21 protein-coding genes are annotated in these 17570 nt (G+C 61.3%); 4 read left to right on the plus strand and 17 right to left on the minus strand.

Features of this window, described 5'->3' with window-relative positions:
- Positions 1 to 3: 3 nt before the first annotated feature.
- The 12 genes from nuoK to AC2YB9_RS16100 all read right to left on the minus strand — a co-directional run bounded on the left by nuoK (position 4) and on the right by AC2YB9_RS16100 (position 11242).
- On the minus strand, positions 4 to 297 hold the full coding sequence (gene nuoK / locus AC2YB9_RS16045; protein ID WP_487266364.1) for an NADH-quinone oxidoreductase subunit NuoK: 294 nt from the start codon (positions 295 to 297) through the stop codon (positions 4 to 6).
- Positions 294 to 1055, minus strand: coding sequence for an NADH-quinone oxidoreductase subunit J (locus AC2YB9_RS16050; protein WP_487266365.1), 762 nt, complete (start codon positions 1053 to 1055; stop codon positions 294 to 296). Before AC2YB9_RS16050 ends, nuoK begins: the two co-directional genes overlap by 4 nt.
- Complete coding sequence (gene nuoI, locus AC2YB9_RS16055) at positions 1055 to 1636, minus strand: NADH-quinone oxidoreductase subunit NuoI (RefSeq protein WP_487266366.1); 582 nt, start codon at positions 1634 to 1636, stop codon at positions 1055 to 1057. The genes AC2YB9_RS16050 and nuoI overlap by 1 nt, the downstream gene beginning before the upstream one ends.
- The gene (gene nuoH / locus AC2YB9_RS16060; RefSeq protein ID WP_487266367.1) at positions 1629 to 2876 is read right to left on the minus strand and encodes an NADH-quinone oxidoreductase subunit NuoH; all 1248 of its coding nucleotides are present in this window, start codon (positions 2874 to 2876) and stop codon (positions 1629 to 1631) included. The genes nuoI and nuoH overlap by 8 nt, the downstream gene beginning before the upstream one ends.
- Entirely contained in the window at positions 2873 to 5257 is a 2385-nt protein-coding gene (locus tag AC2YB9_RS16065) for an NADH-quinone oxidoreductase subunit G (RefSeq protein WP_487266368.1), read from the minus strand. Before AC2YB9_RS16065 ends, nuoH begins: the two co-directional genes overlap by 4 nt.
- The gene (gene nuoF, locus AC2YB9_RS16070; protein ID WP_487266369.1) at positions 5254 to 6588 is read right to left on the minus strand and encodes an NADH-quinone oxidoreductase subunit NuoF; all 1335 of its coding nucleotides are present in this window, start codon (positions 6586 to 6588) and stop codon (positions 5254 to 5256) included. The genes AC2YB9_RS16065 and nuoF overlap by 4 nt, the downstream gene beginning before the upstream one ends.
- On the minus strand, positions 6585 to 7334 hold the full coding sequence (gene nuoE / locus AC2YB9_RS16075) for an NADH-quinone oxidoreductase subunit NuoE (RefSeq protein ID WP_487266370.1): 750 nt from the start codon (positions 7332 to 7334) through the stop codon (positions 6585 to 6587). Before nuoE ends, nuoF begins: the two co-directional genes overlap by 4 nt.
- Positions 7331 to 8653 carry an NADH-quinone oxidoreductase subunit D gene (locus AC2YB9_RS16080; protein ID WP_487266371.1) on the minus strand — a complete coding sequence of 441 codons (1323 nt, stop codon included), beginning with the start codon at positions 8651 to 8653 and terminating at the stop codon, positions 7331 to 7333. Before AC2YB9_RS16080 ends, nuoE begins: the two co-directional genes overlap by 4 nt.
- Complete coding sequence (locus AC2YB9_RS16085) at positions 8653 to 9318, minus strand: NADH-quinone oxidoreductase subunit C (protein WP_487268630.1); 666 nt, start codon at positions 9316 to 9318, stop codon at positions 8653 to 8655. The genes AC2YB9_RS16080 and AC2YB9_RS16085 overlap by 1 nt, the downstream gene beginning before the upstream one ends.
- Before the next feature lie 77 nt (positions 9319 to 9395).
- Complete coding sequence (locus AC2YB9_RS16090) at positions 9396 to 9950, minus strand: NuoB/complex I 20 kDa subunit family protein (protein ID WP_487266372.1); 555 nt, start codon at positions 9948 to 9950, stop codon at positions 9396 to 9398.
- 4 nt (positions 9951 to 9954) lie between these two features.
- Positions 9955 to 10314 (minus strand): NADH-quinone oxidoreductase subunit A, encoded by a 360-nt coding sequence (locus AC2YB9_RS16095; RefSeq protein WP_487266373.1) that lies wholly within the window; start codon positions 10312 to 10314, stop codon positions 9955 to 9957.
- 235 nt (positions 10315 to 10549) lie between these two features.
- On the minus strand, positions 10550 to 11242 hold the full coding sequence (locus tag AC2YB9_RS16100) for a demethylmenaquinone methyltransferase (protein WP_487266374.1): 693 nt from the start codon (positions 11240 to 11242) through the stop codon (positions 10550 to 10552).
- A 33-nt stretch (positions 11243 to 11275) separates the two neighbouring features.
- Between AC2YB9_RS16100 and AC2YB9_RS16105 the strand changes: the two genes are divergently transcribed.
- Complete coding sequence (locus tag AC2YB9_RS16105) at positions 11276 to 12535, plus strand: isochorismate synthase (protein ID WP_487266375.1); 1260 nt, start codon at positions 11276 to 11278, stop codon at positions 12533 to 12535.
- 75 nt (positions 12536 to 12610) lie between these two features.
- On the opposite strand, the gene AC2YB9_RS16110 is transcribed toward AC2YB9_RS16105, so the two are convergent.
- Together AC2YB9_RS16110 and AC2YB9_RS16115 are read right to left on the minus strand one after the other, a co-directional pair.
- Positions 12611 to 13369, minus strand: coding sequence for an SGNH/GDSL hydrolase family protein (locus AC2YB9_RS16110; protein WP_487266376.1), 759 nt, complete (start codon positions 13367 to 13369; stop codon positions 12611 to 12613).
- 4 nt (positions 13370 to 13373) lie between these two features.
- Entirely contained in the window at positions 13374 to 13667 is a 294-nt protein-coding gene (locus tag AC2YB9_RS16115; RefSeq protein ID WP_487266377.1) for a cupin domain-containing protein, read from the minus strand.
- 550 nt (positions 13668 to 14217) lie between these two features.
- On the opposite strand from AC2YB9_RS16115, the gene AC2YB9_RS16120 reads away from it, so the two are divergent.
- Both AC2YB9_RS16120 and AC2YB9_RS16125 read left to right on the plus strand, forming a co-directional pair.
- Positions 14218 to 14490 carry a GNAT family N-acetyltransferase gene (locus AC2YB9_RS16120; protein ID WP_487266378.1) on the plus strand — a complete coding sequence of 91 codons (273 nt, stop codon included), beginning with the start codon at positions 14218 to 14220 and terminating at the stop codon, positions 14488 to 14490.
- Positions 14491 to 14582: 92 nt separating this feature from the next.
- Entirely contained in the window at positions 14583 to 15008 is a 426-nt protein-coding gene (locus AC2YB9_RS16125; protein WP_487266379.1) for a hypothetical protein, read from the plus strand.
- A 32-nt stretch (positions 15009 to 15040) separates the two neighbouring features.
- On the opposite strand, the gene AC2YB9_RS16130 is transcribed toward AC2YB9_RS16125, so the two are convergent.
- Positions 15041 to 15382, minus strand: coding sequence for a GNAT family N-acetyltransferase (locus AC2YB9_RS16130; protein WP_487266380.1), 342 nt, complete (start codon positions 15380 to 15382; stop codon positions 15041 to 15043).
- A gap of 244 nt (positions 15383 to 15626) precedes the next feature.
- On the opposite strand from AC2YB9_RS16130, the gene AC2YB9_RS16135 reads away from it, so the two are divergent.
- Entirely contained in the window at positions 15627 to 15806 is a 180-nt protein-coding gene (locus AC2YB9_RS16135) for a hypothetical protein (RefSeq protein ID WP_487266381.1), read from the plus strand.
- Between the two features lie 501 nt (positions 15807 to 16307).
- Here the strand turns inward: AC2YB9_RS16135 and bsaP are convergent.
- Positions 16308 to 16502, minus strand: coding sequence for a biotin synthase auxiliary protein BsaP (gene bsaP / locus AC2YB9_RS16140; RefSeq protein WP_487266382.1), 195 nt, complete (start codon positions 16500 to 16502; stop codon positions 16308 to 16310).
- A gap of 7 nt (positions 16503 to 16509) precedes the next feature.
- Positions 16510 to 17505 (minus strand): biotin synthase BioB, encoded by a 996-nt coding sequence (bioB, locus tag AC2YB9_RS16145; RefSeq protein WP_487266383.1) that lies wholly within the window; start codon positions 17503 to 17505, stop codon positions 16510 to 16512.
- Positions 17506 to 17570 lie beyond the last annotated feature (65 nt).

Consider the following 17570-nt stretch of genomic DNA (forward strand, 5'->3'; position numbering starts at 1 on the left):
CCCTCAGAACTTCAACAGGCTCGCCTCGTCGACCGAAGCCGAACGACGCGTGCGATAGATGGACACGATGATGGCGAGGCCGACGACGACTTCCGCGGCGGCAACAACCATGACGAAGAAGGCCGCCACCTGACCGTCGAGATTGCCATTCTGACGGGAGAAGCTCACCAGCGCGAGATTCGATGCATTGAGCATGAGCTCGATGCACATGAACACGATGATGGCGTTGCGACGTACGAGGACGCCGGTCGCTCCGATCGTGAACAGGATCAGTGAGAGTGTGATGTATTCGTTCATTTTTCCTCATCAACTCCCGGTTCGAGCTGTCTGCGAAGCTTCTCGACGTCACCGTCGAACTCATCGCGGACCTGACCTCGTGAGGAGATCGACGGTGGGATCGAGAGCTCCGAGGGAGACCCATCGGGCAGCAGAGCCGGGGTATCGACCGCATTGTGTCGGGCGAATACGCCGGGCGTCGGCAACGGGCCGGGATGTTTGCCGGTCGCGGCATAATCACGGATGCGTTGGGCGGCGCGTTCGGCCTGACCGGGGCGTTTGACGAACTGTTCACGGTGCGCCAGAACCATCGCGCCGAGCGCAGCCGTTATCAGCAGCGCGCTGGTGAACTCGAAGGCGAGGACGTACTTGCCGAATAGCAGTTCGGCCAAACCAAAAGTGTTGCCGTCGGCATTGGCCTTGGTTAGGCCAACAACCGATCCGGTGATCGTCTGCCCCACCGCAGTGACCGCAGTAATGCCGAATAGGAGGCCAACGACCGTGGCTGCGGCGCGCTGTCCTTTGATCGGCTCGACGAGCGAGTCGATGCTTTCGACACCAACCAACATCATCACGAACAGGAACAACATCATGATCGCACCGGTGTAGACGATGATCTGCACCGCGAAGAGGAATGGGGCGTTCTGCGCCGCATACAGGACCGCGAGACTGATCATCACAACTGCGAGGGAAAGCGCAGCGTGCACCGCCTTGCGGGCGAAGATCAGCCCGAGGGCAGCGATCACCATGACCGGCGCGAGTATCCAGAAGGCAACCACTACTCTGTCTCCTCAGTCGCAGTCTTCCCGTTCGTCGTTTCCACGATGGGCAACTGCATACCCTTGTAGTAGTCGTGTTCGTCGTCGCTGATCATCTGCTCGTGCGGCGGCTCGACCATTCCGGGCAACAACGGCGCCAACAGGTCGGACTTTTCATAAATGAGCGCTTCACGACTGGTGTCGGCCAATTCATACTCATTCGTCATCGTGAGCGCGCGGGTCGGGCACGCCTCGATGCACATTGCGCACAGGATGCAGCGCAGGTAATTGATTTGATAGACACGGCCATAACGCTCACCGGGGCTGAACCGCTCGCCCTCGGTATTGGAGGCACCTTCGACATAGATCGCGTCAGCCGGGCAGGCCCAAGCGCACAACTCACAGCCGATGCACTTCTCCAGCCCATCGGGCCAACGGTTGAGTTGGTGACGCCCGTGGTACCGCGGCGCGGTTGGCATCTTGACAAATGGATACTGCTCGGTGACCGTCTTGCGGAACATCGTGCGGAACGTGACGCCGAAACCGGCGATCGGATCCCACAGCGATTCCTTGAGTGGCCCACTGACTGGCTGTTCAGACATCTACAGACTCCCCCAATTCTGAGGTAGGTTTTTTGGCGACCTGACCGGGCATCGGCGGGACTGGGTAGCCCCCGGCGAAGGCGTCGAACTCCGGTTCGGGCTCGATCACCGGCTTCTTCTCAGGAATGAAGAAACTGAGTACCAGGATGATTCCGACCGCGACAGCAACCCAGGTGAGCACCTGCATGTTGAGCACGTCCTCGCTACGCGCCTTGCGGATCGCGGCGACCGCGACGGTCCAGGCCAGTGCCGCCGGGATGAGAACCTTCCAACCGAACGTCATGAACTGGTCATAACGCAGGCGCGGGAGCGTTCCACGCAGCCATACGAACACGAAGATAAAGCACAAAGTCTTGCCCAGGAACCATAGGACCGGCCAGTAGCCGGTGTTGGAGCCTTCCCAGATCTGGGCGATGCCGAACGGTGCTCGCCAACCGCCGAGGAACATCGTCGTGGCAAGGGCCGAAACCGTGACCATGTTGACGTATTCGGCGAGAAAGAACAGGGCGAACTTGAGCGAGGAATATTCGGTATGGAAACCGCCGACGAGCTCGCCTTCGGCTTCGGGGAGGTCGAACGGTGCACGGTTGGTCTCGCCGACCATCGCGATCATGTAGATCACGAACGACGGAAACAGCGGCAGGAAATACCACGTGTCGGACTGCGCGGCCACGATCTCGGAGGTCGACATCGTGCCGGCGTACATGAACACCGAGACCAATGCCAAGCCCATTGCGACTTCGTAGGAGATCATCTGCGCGCTGGAGCGCATCCCGCCGAGCAGCGAGTAAGTCGAGCCGGACGACCAGCCGGCCAACACGATGCCGTAGATGCCGACTGAGGTGACCGCAAGGATGTAGAGGACCGCAACCGGCGTGTCGGTCAGTTGCAGCGGCGTGACGGTGTCGGTGAATGGAATTTTGGCGTCGGGGCCGAACGGGATGACCGCCCAGGCCAGGAACGCAGGAACTGTGGCCAGGATCGGGGCTAAAACGTAGACAACCTTGTCGGCTGCCTTGACGACGATGTCTTCCTTGAGGGCGAGTTTGACGCCATCGGCGAGGCTCTGCAACAGCCCGAACGGCCCGTTAACGTTGGGGCCGATGCGGTGCTGCATCTTGGCCACGACGCGGCGCTCGAACCAAATGTTGAACAGCGTGTAGACCACGAGGATGACGAAGATCAGAACCGCTTTGAGTGCGATGACCCAGAACGCTTCATTGCCAAAGAGCGGATTCATTTGCGGCCTCCTTCGAGCGACACGACATCGGCGTAGCCGGCAGCGAGGTTTCGTCGCAGCGACGCGCCAGCCGAGTTGGTCGGTGCCCAGACAACCCCATCAGGAAGATCGGCGATCTCGGCGGGGAAGCTGACCTCGCCCGATGCCGTCGATATTGTGACGGTGTCACCGGCTTCGGCGCCCACCGCGGCGAGTGTTGCGCTGCTGGCACGTACGACCGCAGGTCGCGCGGTGGCGAGGTATTGCTCCTGACCGTCTTGGCCGCGTGCGTCGTCAATCATCAGCCGCCAGGTGTCGAGAACAACCGCACCCGCCTTGGCCTTGATTGGCTTGGGCTCGACTGTCGGTGCCTCCGCACGGTCGCCATCCCATGGTCCGAGCTGCTGCATATCGGCGCGGGCCTGTTCGACCGTACGGAAGCCGATCGGCGTGTCCAGTTCTTCGGCGATGCCAGCGAGAACGCGGATGTCGGTGAGCGAGTTGGGCGAGCTGAGAACGGCTGGGAATGGCCGCACTCGACCTTCCCAGTTGACGAATGAACCGGGGCGTTCGACCATCGGCGCGACCGGCAGCACGACATCGGCAACAGCGGTCACATCGCTTTCACGAACCTCGAGGCTCACGACGAAATCGGCAACTGCGAGTGCCGCCCGCGCCTTGGCTGGATCTGGGAGATCGTCGATCTCAACGCCACCGACAACCAATGCCTTAAGCGCACCGGACTCGGTAGCCGCGATGATCCCCGTCGTGTCCCGACCCTTTTTGGCCGCAATCGTTTTGATTCCCCACGCAGCAGCCAGATCGGCACGCGCCGATGCATCGGCAAGCGGGCGGGCACCGGGCAAGAGAGCTGGTAGGCAACCTGCCTCGACCGCGCCGCGGTCACCCGCACGACGCGGTATCCAGGCGAGACGCGCCTTGGCTGCCGAGGTCGCGGCGAGCGCAGCGCTGAATGCACCCGGGGCCGACGCCAACCTTTCGCCGGCAAGGACGATCGTGTCGGCATCGAGTTCGAGCGCCTTGAGTGCTTCGGCTTCGCCACCGGGGGTGATCTGAACCAGTTGCCCGTTCATCTTGTGCAAAGCACGGGTGGCATGGGTCGCGATCGCGGTGATCTTGACGCCGTGGCGTGAGGCTTTGCGCAACCGCAGGAACACCACGCCACCCTCATCTTCGGGCTCGAAGCCGACGAGGACGATCGATTTGGCCTTTTCCAGATCATCGAATGTGACGGTCAGCGACGTGGCCGCCACATGCGCGGCCAAGAAGTCAGCCTCTTCGGCCGAATGGGCACGAGCACGAAAATCGATGTCATTCGTCTTGAGCGCAACGCGGGCAAACTTTGAGTACGCATAGGCGTCTTCGGTGGTCAGGCGTCCACCGGTGAGTACGCCCACCTTGCCCTCGGCGCGTTTGAGTCCGGCGGCGGCAGCGGCGAGCGCGGCTGGCCAGGAGACTGCTTCGAGTTCACCGGTCTCGCCGTTGCGCACCATCGGACGAGTCAACTGATCGCCCTGAGTCGCGTAGGTGAATGCGAACCGATCTTTGTCGGTAATCCACTCTTCATTGACTTCGGGATCGTTGCCAGACAGGCGGCGCATGACCTTGTTACGGCGGTGGTCAACGCGGATCGCCGCGCAGGTCGAGTCGTGCTCGGCAATCGACGGCGTAGATACGAGGTCGAATGGGCGGGCACGGAAACGATAGTCCGCGCTGGTCAGGGCACCAACTGGACAGATCTGAATGGTGTTGCCCGAGAAGTAGGACGAAAACGGCTCGTTTTCGTAGATACCAACCTGCTGGTAGGCGCCACGTTCGAGCATGTCAATGAACGGGTCACCGGCAATCTGCTCGGAAAAGCGTGTGCAGCGGGCGCACAACACGCAACGCTCACGATCGAGCAATATCTGCTCCGACACGTTGGTCGGCTTGCGGAAAGTTCGCTTGGTCTCAACGTAGCGGGACTCCCCGTAGCCGTGGCTCATCGATTGGTTCTGCAGCGGGCACTCCCCGCCTTTGTCGCAAACCGGGCAGTCGAGCGGGTGGTTGATGAGCAGGAACTCGAGGTTGCCGTTCTGGGCCTTTCTGGCAACCGTCGACGTCACTTGCGTCTTCACAACCATGCCAGCGGCGACTTGAATCGTGCAGGAAGCCTGCGGCTTGGGGAAGCCGCGGCCATTGCCGGCATCGGGGATGTCGACCAGACACTGGCGGCAGGCACCGACCGGATCAAGCAGCGGGTGATCACAGAAACGCGGAATCGCGACACCCATGAGCTCAGCGGCGCGGATCACGAGGGTGCCCTTGGGGACGCTGACCTCGACATCATCGACGGTCAGTGTGATCAGATCGTCGGTACCTTCGGTCTCGGCGGCGGTCACTTCGCACTCCCCACGGTGGTCTTGTCGAGCGGTGTCTTCTCGAACAGTGTCGAAGCGGCCGGCGGGAACAGTTCCGCTGACGGCGTATGCATCCCGGCTTCGAACTCTTCGCGGAAATATTGAATCGCCGACATGACCGGGCTGGTCGCGCCGTCACCGAGCGCACAGAACGCGCGGCCCAAAATGTTCTCGCACATGTCGAGCAACAACTCAATGTCGCCCTCGTTGCCCTCACCCTTGTCCAGGCGGGTAATGGTCTGGGTCAGCCACCAGGTGCCTTCACGACATGGTGTGCATTTGCCGCAGGACTCGTGCTTGTAGAACTCGGTCCAGCGCAATACCGCACGAACAACCGAGGTCGTCTGATCAAAGATTTGCAGCGCACGGGTGCCGAGCATCGAGCCCGCCGCGCCGACGCTTTCGTAGTCGAGCGGCATATCGAGGTGTTCGGCGGTCAACAATGGGGTCGAAGATCCGCCCGGCGTCCAAAACTTCAACTCTGAGCCGTCGCGCATACCGCCACCGAGCGCCAACAGTTGGCGCAATGTGATGCCTAACGGCGCTTCATACTGGCCGGGCGTCTTGACGTGACCGGACAGCGAATAGAGGACCATGCCCTTGGACTTTTCGGTGCCCATCGCGTTGAACCAGCCACTGCCGCCACGGATGATACTGGGGACCGACGCAATCGATTCGACGTTGTTGATGACGGTCGGGCAGGCATACAAGCCTTCGACCGCCGGGAATGGTGGGCGCAAGCGAGGTTGACCGCGGCGGCCTTCGAGCGAGTCGAGCAGCGCCGTCTCCTCGCCGCAGATGTAGGCGCCCGCGCCAGCGTGGATGACCAGTTCGCAGTTGATGCCCGAGCCGTGAATGTTCTGGCCCAAATGACCGGCTTCGTATGCCTCGGTCACTGCGGCGCGCAGCCGGCGAATGACATGGAGGACTTCACCGCGTACGTAGATGAAAGCCTTTTCCGCGCGAAATGCGTAACAGGAGATGATGGCGCCCTCAATGAGGGTATGCGGCGTGGCCATCATGAGCGGGATGTCTTTGCAGGTGCCCGGTTCGGCTTCATCGGCATTGACGACCAGATAGTGGGGCTTGTCGTCACCCTGTGGAATGAAGCTCCACTTCATTCCGGTCGGGAAGCCTGCGCCACCGCGGCCACGTAGGCCCGAATCCTTGACCGCCGTGATGACTTCGTCCGGTGCCATTGCCAGCGCCTGCTTGAGCGCCGAATAGCCACCGGCCTTCTCATAGGCGGCAAGCGTCCAAGATTTTTCATTGCCCCAGTCGGCCGAGAGAACGGGGGTAAGAGTGTCGGTCATGCCTTGTCCTCTTCCGCTTTGGTCTCGGATTCGGCACGGGACGTATCCGCGTTTTCGACCGCTTCGACCTTCGACTCGGTGGCCTGCGGTGCGGGTTCGCGTGTGTCGACGTCAACTGCCGGAGCCGCCCAGCCTTGTTCCTTGGCGATGTTGAGGCCAGCCAGCGAAGCCGTCCCGGCGCCAATACCTTCATTGGCCAATCCGTCTTCGAAGCCAGCAATAACCCGCTCGGCCTCGCGCCAGTTGCCGATTTTGGCGCCGCGGCTCGCGCAGACCGGCTTGCCGGCACGAAGATCGTCGACGACGCCGACGGCCGATTCGGGAGTCTGGTTGTCGAAGAATTCCCAGTTGACCATCATGACCGGCGCGTAGTCGCAGGCCGCGTTGCATTCGACGTGCTCAAGGGTGATCTTGCCGTCCTCTGTCGTCTCGTCGTTGCCGACGTCGAGGTGGTCCTTCAGCCGGCTGAAGATTTCGTCGCCGCCCATGACCGCGCACAGCGTGTTCGTGCAAACGCCCACGTGATAATCGCCAACCGGACGACGTTTGTACATCGTGTAGAACGTGGCAACGCCGGACACTTCTGCGGCACTGATGTCGAGGATCGTCGAACAGAGTTCGATGCCCTCATTGGTCACGTAGCCTTCTGAGGATTGGATCAGATGCAGCATCGGCAGCAGTGCCGAACGTGCCTGCGGATAGCGACCGGCCAGCTCGTGCAACTCATCGACAGTCTTGGCGTTCAACGGTCAACTCCTCCCATAACCGGATCGATGCTCGCGATCGCCACCACAATGTCGGCGATATAGCCGCCTTCGGCCATGACCGACGTTCCTTGCAAATTTGTGAAGGACGGATCGCGGAAATGCGCTCGGAACGGCCGGGTGCCACCGTCAGACACGGCGTGACAAGAAATCTCGCCACGCGGTGCCTCGATGCTGGTATAGACCTGACCGGCCGGAACCCGGAAACCTTCGGTCACGATCTTGAAGTGATGGATCAGCGCTTCCATCGACTGGCCCATGATCTTCTTGATGTGCTCGGGTGAATTGCCTTGGCCGTCTGACCCGACCGACAGTTGGGCTGGCCAGGCTATTTTCTTGTCATCGATCATGACCGGGGCACCCTCAAGTTTGGCGAGGCGTCCGGTGGCCTGTTCGACGATGCGAAGCGATTCCCACATCTCGTCAAGGCGGATACGAAAACGGCCGTAGGCATCGGGTTCATTGCGCGTCGCGACCTCGAAGTCGTAGGTCTCGTAGTCCCAATAAGGTTGTTTCTTGCGCAGGTCCCAGTCATAGCCGGTCGAACGCAACACCGGACCGGTGATTCCCAACGCCAGACAACCGGCAAGGTCGAGGTGACCCACCCCTTGCAGGCGGCCCTTAAAGATCGGGTTCTGATTACACAAATCAGCATATTCGGGCAGCCGCTTCTTGAGCAGTTTGACCGCATCGCGAATCTTCTGAAGCATGCCGTCCGGTAGGTCCTGAATGACGCCGCCGGGACGGAAATAGGCGTGATTCATCCGCAACCCGGTGATGCCTTCAAACAGGTCAAGGATGATCTCGCGGTCGCGGAATCCGCAGGTCATGACGGTCAGCGCGCCGATCTCCATACCGCCGGTCGCGACCGCGACGAGGTGCGAGGAGATGCGGTTGAGTTCGAGCAGAAGGACGCGTAAGACCTTTGCTTTTTCGGGGATTTGGTCCTCGATACCGAGCAGTTTCTCCACCGCGGCAACATAGACCGCTTCGTTGGAGAACGGCGCGACATAGTCCATGCGGGTGCAGAACGTGACGCCTATCGTCCAGGTGCGAAACTCCATGTTTTTTTCGATGCCGGTATGCAGGTAGCCGATACCGCAGCGGGCTTCGGTCACCATTTCGCCGTCGATCTCGAGAACGAGGCGGAGCACGCCGTGCGTCGACGGATGTTGCGGACCCATGTTGATCACGATGCGGTCGCCGATGCCACCGGCGCCGATCTGGTCCCAGTCCTGACCGGTAACGGTGTAAACCTTGCCGCCGCTGGTGTCCGTTGAGCTTGCGTAAGGATCGGTCATTAGTTGTACGCCCTTCGCTGATCCGGGGGCGGGATCGTCGCACCCTTGTACTCCACCGGGATGCCGCCGAGCGGATAATCCTTGCGCTGGGGGTGGCCGGGCCAGTCATCAGGCATCAGGATCCGGGTCAGGGCAGGATGCCCGTCGAAGATGATCCCGAACATGTCGTAGGTTTCGCGCTCGTGCCAATCGGCCGTCGGGTAGATACTGACGACGCTCGGTATGTGCGGATCGCTATCGGGGGCGGCGACCTCTAGCCGAATTCGACGGTTGTGGGTCATCGACATCAGGTGATAAACCGCATGCAGTTCGCGGCCGGTTTCATGCAGGTAGTGAACGCCAGAGACGCCACTGCAAAACTCAAAACGAAGCACTTCGTCGTTACGCAGATGCGTCACGACCTCGAGAATGTGCGCGCGCCGGATATGGAAGGTGATCTCACCGCGATAAATAACAACCTTTTCGATTGCTTGTTGCCCGCCAAGAAGCCGGTCCAGTTGATCGGAGACTTCGTCGAACCAGCCGCCATAAGGCTTTTTCGCGGCACTCGGCGCAACGACCGGTTGGGTCAGCCCGCCGTAGCCCGATGTGTCACCCGTGCCAGCAACGCCAAACATGCCTTCGCGGACTTCGACGATTTCTAAGTCGCGAGCCTCGCTCCGCACGAGTCCGGCGACGGTTTCTTTGCTCGCGTCCTGGGTATCGTTCTTGACGCCGGTGTAGTCGGACTTCTTATCCTCGCTCAACGCATGAGTCCCTTCATCGCTGATGTGGGAGTTGCGAGCAGTGCAACTTTTTCCTGCTCGGCAATTTGGGCAAGCCGGTTGACGCCGAGTTTCTCGTGCTGGATATTGGCGTGCAATTTGAGCACGGCGTCAATCAGCATCTCCGGTCGTGGCGGACAACCGGGCAGGTACATGTCGACCGGCACGATGTGGTCAACACCCTGAACGATCGCATAGTTGTTGAACATGCCACCCGAACTCGCGCAAACACCCATCGCGAGGACATATTTGGGCTCCGCCATCTGGTCGTAGATCTGGCGAAGGACGGGGGCCATCTTCTGGCTCACGCGGCCGGCGACGATCATGAGATCGGCCTGGCGCGGCGATGGCCGGAAGACCTCCATGCCAAAGCGAGCCGAGTCATAGCGCGGGGCGCCGAAGGTCATCATTTCGATCGCGCAGCAGGCCAGACCGAAAGTGGCGGGCCAGAACGAGGCCTTGCGGAAGTAGCCGGCGAGTCCTTCGACCGTCGATAGGAGCACACCGCTCGGCAGCTTCTCTTCTATTCCCATGGGCTCAGTCCCATTCCAATCCGCCGCGGCGCCACACGTACGCATACGCAATGAACACCGTGAGCATGAAGACGAACATCTCCGCGAGCGCAAACCAACCGAGCGAGTCGAAAGCGACCGCGAACGGATAGAGGAAGACAATTTCGATATCGAAGACGATGAACAGCATCGCGATGATGAAGTAGCGGACCGAAATCTTGCCGCCGCCCTCAGGCAATGGGCTCGGCTGAATGCCCGATTCGTAGCGGTCCAGCTTGGCTCGGTTGTAGCGACGCGGGCCAATGAACGGCGCGATGCCGACGCTGCCGACGGCAAAGGCTGCGGCGATGGCGCCGAGGACGAGGATCGGCGTGTAAACGTTCACTGCTCGATCCCTCCTTCCTGACTTCGTGAAAAGATTCACGAGCGTGAGTACTGATTTAGTCTAGGCCCGCTTAGAGGCACGCTATCAGGGGGGTGACGGCGTGCAAAACCCTTAACGGGGGCCTAGTTGCATATCTGCAGTGCAGGCTATTTACGCAACATTTTCATGCCCAAATTGAGTGCTGCGATCACTGCGGCGACCGCAACAGCGCGGGCAGCGGAAAAGTGCAAGCAGGTCAGGGTTTGACCGAGTGGTGCAGCGCTACCACGCCGCCGGAAAGGTTGTGCCAGTCAACTTTGCCCCAGCCGGCACCGTTGATCGTCTCGGCGAGAGCACGTTGATCGGGCCAATCCTGGATCGACTCAGCAAGATAGACATAACTATCGGGATTGGAAGACACCCGCGTCGCAATCGCGGGCAGCGCTTTCATCAAGTAGTTGCGGTAGACGCTGCGGAACGGCGCCCAGGTCGGCTGGCTGAACTCGCATACGACCAGCCGCCCGCCCGGTCGGGTGACTCGCAACATCTCTTTGAGCCCGGCCACCGGATCGACAAAGTTGCGCAGCCCGAAGGAGATCGTCACCGCATCGAAGGAGTCATCACCGAACGGAAGCTTCGTGCCATCGCCGGCGGCGAACGACAGCCCCGGATAGGTCTGCTTCCCGACGTCGAGCATGCCCTGGGAGAAATCGCAGGGGACAACAAATGCGCCCGCTGTCGCGAATGGCACGCTCGAGGTGCCGGTGCCAGCGGCGAGATCCAGCACGCGCTCCCCGTGGCGGGGTGCAACGAGGTCGACGACCTTGTCGCGCCAGCGGCGGTCCTGGCCCATCGAAAGGACGTCATTGGTGATGTCATAACGCTTCGCGACGTCATCGAACATCGACGCGACCTCATGCGGCTGCTTGTCTAAAGTGGCTCTGCTCACCGGCTTACCATCCCACGAGTAGGCTTCTGGGTTGTGACCAACCCTGCCATCGAGGATGCACCCGTCCCGCTCCTCGTGCGCACCGTCCCGATCAAGGATCCGGGCGAGCTCATCGCCCTACTCCCGCGTACCGAACCACTGGCTTGGGTGCACGGCGGTGATGGCATCGTCGGCTGGGGTCATTGCGCGGCATTTACCGCTTCTGGGCCCGACCGGTTCGAAGCCGCCGCCACGTGGTGGCGCGAGTTGGCTGAGATCTCGGTCGTCCGTGATGAGGTCGGACGACCTGGCAGCGGATTGCTGGCATTTGGATCGTTTGCCTTCAGCGACAATTCCAACACCAGCACATTGGTCGTGCCCGAAGTCATCGTGGGCCGCCGCGACGGGATCTCTTGGCTCACCATGATCGGCACCGGCATCACCGCCCAGCCCATGCTCGCCGAGGCCGATGCCCCTGCCGCACCGGTTGGCACCCGGTTCAATGACGGCTCTGTCGACAGCACCGCTTGGCAGCAGATTGTTGCCGCCGGCATCGCCAATATTGCCGCGGGACGCCTCGACAAAATCGTGCTGGCCCGCGATGTCGAAGCCCGGCTCGATGCACCCTTGGACGTACGCTGGCCGCTTGCCAAGCTGGTGGGTGAGTATCCCAACTGTTGGACTTTCCACATCGACGGCTTTTTCGGCTCGACACCGGAGATGCTGGTACGCCTCGAGCGCGGACTCATCACGTCTCGCGTGTTAGCTGGCACGATCCGGCGGACCGGCGATGACGATCACGACAGCGCACTAGCCGGCACGCTTGCCCGCTCATCGAAGGATCTCGAAGAGCACGAGTATGCGGTCCGTTCGGTTGCCGAAGCGCTCGCACCGCATTGCACGTCGATGAACGTGCCCGAATCACCGTTCGTGCTGCATCTGCCGAACGTCATGCACCTAGCCACCGATGTGACCGGCGTGATCAAGGACGATGCGTCGGTACTGTCGCTCGCGGCTTCACTACATCCCTCGGCGGCGGTTGGCGGAACCCCCACGAAAGTCGCGGTCGAGTTGATCGACCAGCTCGAAAACCTGGACCGAGCGCGCTATGCGGGTCCGGTCGGCTGGATCGACGCCTCTGGCGACGGCGAATGGGGCATCGGGCTGCGATCGGCCCAGATCTTGGACGGCGGCCAGCTCGTACGCCTATTCGCCGGTTGCGGCATTGTCGCCGACTCTGTTCCCGAGGATGAGCTTGCCGAGTCGAACGCCAAACTCATACCCGTGCGCGATGCATTGGCGCCTCAGCAGTAAAACCACGCCCCGCAGGTTGAGTAGTCCGAGGTACGAGGGTGTATCGAAACCAAGGATTCGAGCCGATAGCGAATGTCAGACCGGCGCGAGTCCCGGTCGTCTGGGTGACAGTGAATCACCCGAGGACGCCCCAGTCAGCCGCCGTTTGATCCACGGCGCAGCATGTGATTTAGCCCAGTCGAGATTGTGCCCGGTCTGCTGAAACCGGCTGAATTTGACCGGTGCATCGAGTGGCAGCGGTTCAAATCCATGGCTGATGCCCAGGGTGTTGAGCACCTCAATCGCCATACGTTGGTGGCCAGCGCTCGACATATGCATGCGGTCGGCGGCCCACATACGATCATCGCGATAGTCGCGAAGTCGCCAGAAATCCACGACCACCACACCATGCTGCTCGGCAATCTCACGAACGAGTTCGTTGTAGATTGCGAATCGGCCGCGCAACGCGCCGAAGATCGCTGAGTCGCCCGGATCGTACGCAGTGAACATGACCACCTGCGCGCCGCTTGCGGCAAGCCGGCCGATCGACTCCGAATAGGCCGTCGCCAAGTCATCAATGTCGACCTTCGGCCGAAGTACGTCATTGGCTCCGGCATAGATGCTGACCAGATCGGGCTTCAGCGCGAGCGCCGGCTCAATCTGCTCGGCAAGGATCGGCAAGAGTTTGCGGCCTCTGATAGCGAGATTGGCGTAGCCGAAATCACTCTCGTGTGCCGCCAAGGCAGCGGCCATCCGGTCGGCCCAGCCCCGCACGCCATTGGGCAAATCGGGATCGGGGTCGCCGACGCCTTCAGTGAAAGAGTCGCCCAGCGCTACATACCGATGAAAAGTCACCAGCCTAGAATAACTGGCCTTCAGAATCACCGGCGCGGAACCGTGCTGATTCGGGCAGCTCGGACGTGCGCGCGTTCACCCCGTTTACCAACCAGGCTGAGGAACTCCACGGGTCCGGAACTGGTTGCTCCGAACCAGTGCGGGTGCGCGTGTCGAACTCGGTAACCTCGCCGGGTTCGAGGATGAGGTCGTGTTCACCGAGGACGAGTCGGAGTCTGCCGTTAAGGACAAAAGCCCAGTCGTAGCCTTCGTGAGTGCGAAGGTCCGGTTCGGCGTCGTCGCTTCCGGCGGGGAGCACGAATTTGTAGGCTTGGATACCTCCGGCTCGGCGGGTCAGGGGCAGGATGGTGTGGAGCCGTCGCGGCTGGGGAGCGGCAGCAGGCTGCCGAACAGATCGTCATGAGCCACGATCTGTTCGGCCATGCCGCATACGCCAAGGCGATCACTGCCGACGCGGGGTCACCTATCGTGCCAGCGGGCGGTCGGTAACCAAGCCCGCGAACTCCCAATACACCTGGATAGTTGAATCTCTCCCGATGACAAACCACCGCTGATCTAAAGTGGGCCTATGTCCGAATTCGTCCGATATGCGATCTGGTGGACGAAAACCGAACACGCCCGGGTGGTCACCGCAGCAGCGTCATGTCTTGGCGGCGTGGACCGCCGAATTGGCCAATCAGCCCGTAGGGCATGTGTGCCACACCGGCCCGTTGCGGGGATTCCCCGAAGCCAAACTTCTCAACGAGGTTTGCGCACGCGCCCACGGGTGCGGCACGAGCAAGCTCGCCTGAGTCAACAGCCTTTTCACCGCAGTCGAGGCACGTGGCATCGGACTCGGGAGCCAGCTGATGCGGGTCGTGGTCGATGACGCACTGAGCTGTGGGTTGTACCCGTGCCTGGAAGTACTCCCGAACCACCCAGCGGCGATATCTCTCTACACCGCGACTGGATGGCGCACCGTGCATCGACTCCGACCCGACTGGTTGCGTACCGGCGCCAGCGACGACGAGCCCGACGTGCATGTCATGGTTTTCACTGGTCAAACACTGTCGACACCGAACACCTCGCCAATATCCGCAACCGCCCGACTGAGTTCGCGCCAGGCGGCATCCCGCACTTGATCCTGGAGGTCATTGCGTACCCGGTTGACGAAGCCGAAAGTACGACGTCAGGGCGCTGTACTGTCAGGCTGCATGCCGACGGCTCGGTTTCTGTGACGGACAACGGTCGAGGAACCGACACCCGTCACGACGATTACGGCCAGTCGATCAAGAAACCGGTCATGGCGACCAGAGACCTCCGGTTCTTTGACTTCCCCGACGCTCAAATCCTTCCCGATAGTCATCCTCGCCGGGGGATATCGGTCGTCGCGGCGCTGAGCGAGTGGCTCATCCATACCAACCAACGCCACAGCGGGGCGTGGACCCAGCGCTACGAAAATGGCATGCCTGTGACTGATCTGGCACCGATTGAGGCCGACGGGACCAGCGGGACAACCGTGCACTTTCTTCCCAGCAAAGTGCGGCGTAGAGCAGCACCAGTGAGCGCGGTGCAGTTGAGAAGCTTGATCGGCTGGCCAAGCCTGGCAGTTGAGGTCATCACCGATGCGGGGTATGAGACGATCGCGGCAATCGACTGATACTGCCTTGGGGCGCTTATCTTGGCGTGCTTCTATGCCGCTGTGGGACGGAACGCCCGGCCACCCTGCGTCAACCGCTCCAGCACGGCGTCGCGATTCGGGTTGCCCACATCGTCACCACGCCACACCAGATGCAGCCCTGACTTCTCAGCCACGGCTTTCGAAGTACGATTGTGTTCGAGCCCGTCACGTTCCCAGGCTGCGACTTGCTCAACCAACCACTCAGAAATCTTCGCGCGGTCGGTGTACACCCCGGATGGAAAATGTGCCCACACCCGAGGATCGGACTCCAATCCATAGACGGCGTCGATGTCACTGACGTCAATGGCCGTTAGCTCAAGCCGGTCAGTCTGGCACCGTCGAAGATCACGCATCGACAGCACGATATATGGATCAGCATGTCCCCGTCTTTCCTCACCGGACGGTTCCGCAAGCCGGCGTCATACCGGGCACCTGAAGCGACAGTTGCGGCACTGAGGTGTCTCGAAACCTATAGGTTCCGACGCATCTGGATACCGAAACGTCGCAGTCAAACTGCTGCCGCAGACGTCAGCCGGCTGCCACCCGCCCCCAAGGTGCCTATCCGGCTGAGAACATGGACACATGGAGTTCACCGCGATGACTAGTCGCCCCCAGATCGACATCGCAATCCGGTCGGCGGTTGCTCTCGCCCTCGTCGTTCTGGTCATCGGCGCCGTGATCGAAAGGGACGCAAGCCAGATTGTTTCAACTGGTGTCTTCGGTGCGTGGATTGTGTCGATCTCCCGCGGGACTTGGCCCATGTGCTCGAAGCGGTGATCCTAGTCGGCTTCGTGGCCTGGCTGGCTCTCACGTTTGCCTGACAGCTAGGGACTGGCTCGATTTGGTTGACGCCTTGGGGTGTCACAGGCTTGACGGTTGTCAGGCCGCGTTAGGAGCGGAGCCTGTGAACGCGCCGACCGTATTGGGATCAAGGTCGGTTGAAACGCTCGACCGTTTGCCGCACAGTTAGTCGCTCCGCGAAGCAGCGCTCGTGACGACCACACGTGGGCTGCTGCAAGGTCCGGTGGTCCAAACCTGGGCCAGCCCCGGAAGGTCAAACTTAGACCTGGCCATAGATGTAGCCATGCGGCCCAACGCTTGTGCGTCGAGGGCGAAAGCAAGAGACACGCAATGTCGAACGAGTGTTGCGGAAGCGGCGTTGATGAAATCCTGCGTGCTCCTGTTATCGGTCATGGGGACCGTCATCTTGGTCCGGGTTTGTTCGCAGCTGCTTCGTAGTAGAGCTGAGTTGGCGACTCGAGTTCGCCGTTTGCCGGATCAGGGTTGCGATGAGTGTTGTTCGCCGTGCACTGCGCATTTCGCGTGCCAGCCTGTGGGAGCGACCTGGACGACCATGCGGCGGCGGCATTGGGCGCAGAAGCGCGGGGGTTCCATTCGCAGCAGGTCCGCGCACTGGCTGTGGTCGCGAGCGTCCGAGGCCTCCCCACATTGGTTGCAGAACGTCTTCATCATGGGGCGATCAGAGCGTCTTCTGAAGTTCCTTGATCGGCATCCCAAGCTCTGCCAACAAGTCGATGTCCTCGTTGGCGTCCCGGCCGAGGGTCGTGAGGTAATTGCCGACGACGACGGCGTTGACACCACCGAGGAGCCCCTCACGGGTACCGAGGTCGCCGAGGGTGAGTTCGCGTCCGCCGGCGTAGCGCAGAATCGTGTGGGGCATCGCCAGGCGGAAGGCAGCGATTGTTCGCAGCGCATCCTGCGAGCTCATGAGTTCTTGGTCGCCGAAGGGAGTGCCGGGACGGGGGTTGAGGAAGTTGAGCGGCACTTCGTGGGGCCGTAAGACCGCAAGCTGGGCGGCCAACTCGGCGCGCTGCTCGATCGATTCGCCCATGCCGACAAGTCCGCCGCAGCACAACTCCATACCGGCTTCGCGCACCATGAGGCAGGTGTCCCAGCGCTCTTCGTACGAATGGGTCGAGACGACCTGCGGGAAGTACGACTTGGCCGCTTCGAGGTTGTGGTTGTAACGATGAACGCCCATCTCGGCGAATTCATCGACCTGTCCTTTCGTCAGCATGCCGAGCGAACAGGCGATGTTGATGTCGACCTCGGTGTGGATCGCCTTGATGCCTTCGCGGACCTGGTCCATGAGGCGCTGGTCGGGGCCACGGACGGCCGCGACGATGCAGAACTCGGTCGCGCCGGTCTTGGCGGTTTCCTTGGCGGCTTCGACGAGCTCGGGGATGTTGAGCCAGACGGCACGCACGGGTGACTGGAACTGGCCGGACTGGCTGCAGAAGTGGCAGTCCTCAGGACATCCGCCGGTCTTGAGGGAGACGATGCCCTCGACCTCGACCTCGGGGCCGCACCACTTCATACGGACCGCGTGGGCCAGCTCGAGGAGTTCGGGGATCTGTTCGTCAGATAGGTGCAGGATCTCGACCAGATGATCCTCGGAAAGTCCGAGGCCCTGGTCGAGCACGTTATCGCGGGCAATCTGCAGTACGTCAGTCATGCTGGAAAACTTACCTGAACACTGTTCAGGTGCGGTGTCATACCCCCGCTCCACGGAAGATACCC

Source organism: Aeromicrobium changchenzhani (assembly GCF_057586615.1).